This window comes from Desulfovibrio sp. 1214_IL3152, from assembly GCF_036763055.1.
Lineage (GTDB): Bacteria > Desulfobacterota > Desulfovibrionia > Desulfovibrionales > Desulfovibrionaceae > Desulfovibrio.
Genome location: NZ_JBAIYW010000063.1, coordinates 1 through 1,669, shown reverse-complemented (window position 1 = coordinate 1,669; position 1,669 = coordinate 1). Strand labels below are relative to the sequence as shown.

3 protein-coding genes are annotated in these 1,669 nt (G+C 59.1%); 2 read left to right on the top strand and 1 reads right to left on the bottom strand.

Annotation, left to right across the window (positions count from 1 at the left end; translation table 11 throughout):
- On the bottom strand, positions 1–196 hold a 196-nt coding region (locus tag V6C07_RS01240), incomplete at its 3' end, for a hypothetical protein (protein WP_333534581.1).
- 301 nt (positions 197–497) lie between these two features.
- On the opposite strand from V6C07_RS01240, the gene V6C07_RS01235 reads away from it, so the two are divergent.
- Positions 498–902 (top strand): hypothetical protein, encoded by a 405-nt coding sequence (locus V6C07_RS01235; RefSeq protein ID WP_333534580.1) that lies wholly within the window; start codon positions 498–500, stop codon positions 900–902.
- Positions 903–1,196: 294 nt separating this feature from the next.
- On the top strand, positions 1,197–1,616 hold the full coding sequence (locus V6C07_RS01230) for an EF-hand domain-containing protein (RefSeq protein ID WP_333534579.1): 420 nt from the start codon (positions 1,197–1,199) through the stop codon (positions 1,614–1,616).
- Positions 1,617–1,669 lie beyond the last annotated feature (53 nt).

Here is a 1,669-nt window from a genome sequence, read left to right as displayed (position 1 = left end):
TGCCAGGCAAAAGATGAAAAGGCCGCATACGCAAGCGGCCAAATGAACCCTTGCGGCCACCTGCGCAGACGCCATAAAAACCACGCTCTCCCGGCAGGCTGCCGCCGCACCGGGAGAGCGTGGTTTTGCCGTCCCTGCCCGTATTGGTCAGGGGTGATGCCCTGCCGGGCCTGTTGCCCGCAGGCAGGGCCACCATGAAAAAGGCCGTACGGTTAGAGCAATTTAAAAGTTAAATTGCTCGGACGTCTGCGTGAGCAGACGTTCGCTACGGAGGCGTAAGCGCAGTTTATCTGCGCGGTTAAACGCCGAAGTGAGCGTGCCTTAAACTTTGAGAATGTATATTCTCAAAGTTAATCTGCTCTAGGCGGGCCGGGCGGGAGCGGACGCTACCGGGCTGCAAAGCTCAAGCGCAACGCTTTCCATATACAGAAAGAACGCAAAGGAGTATGCTGTCCCCACCGGAATGCCCCGGAAACCGGAGAAACCAAGGAGGACGCATGAGCCAAGAGCAATCCGCCAATCCCGCCCTGGGCCAGCTTACCCAGTGGCTTCGCCAACGCCATACCCAGGTGATGCAGGCCCAGGCGCAGGCCCTGCAATATCTTGACGCCGGTGATACCCCCGGCCATAATGCCGCCATGCGCCAAAAGGCCGAACTGCTGGCATCCTTGGGCGATGATGCCAAACCCATGCTGGAATTTCTGCCCGGCGAGCTGCGCTTCAACGTGGCTATGGCCCTGGAAAATTTTTCAGCCAGCGCGCGCACAGCCCTGCGGCTTGGATCCATTTTTTATATGGGCGCACTGCTGTATCCCGATGACCACCGCACGGGCGAACCGGACAACCTGACCCTGTGCATTGAGCGTATGGAAAAAGAAGGGGCGGGCTTTCGCCACGAATAGAGCAGTGAGCGTTTGGAAAACGCTGATGTATGCCGTTTGACGGCGTTGCTTCATTCAGGCAGGGCCCTTCAGCAAAACACCGCCTCAAAAGGCAAACCGTTCTCATAACACGGCGTAAAACACGCTGTATGAAAAATAGTGCGTACGGCATGGCGCATACGTGCTTGCCAACGCTTTTTGCAAGCTTATTTACAAGTATGGGCCGCCGCTCGGCGTGCCTGCCGTCTCCCCGCAAGGGGTACGGCTCCGCCCGGCATAAGGCCGCGCGGCATCAGCAATCTCAAGGAGAATCTCATGACGCGCACCCTGAATCTGCCCGATATTCCGGACCTGCTCAAACTGTCCCTGCTGCCGCTGCTGGCCGCCATTATTCTTATGGCGTCTCCGGCGCAAGCCATGCCCGGCATGGGTGGCGGAGGCGGCTCGGCCGACAAATACAGCCAAATGGACACCAACAAGGACGGCAAGGTCAGCCGCGAAGAATTCAAGGCGCTTTTTCCCAACATGCGCGACGAAGCCTTTGTGGCCATTGACCAGGACGGCGACGGCTTCATCTCCATTGATGAGTGGAGCGCCTTTATGAAAGACCACTCTTCCGGCATGCGCCCCAACCGTGGTATGGGCGGAGGCCCCATGGGCGCTCCCGGTGATCCCATGATGCCCAATCCGGGCAACCCCGAACTGCCGCTGGTTACGCCGCCCAATGGCAACTAGACGCTCCGTCCCGGCCTTTTCCGCGCCCCGGCGTTCCGCAGGGAATGCCGGGA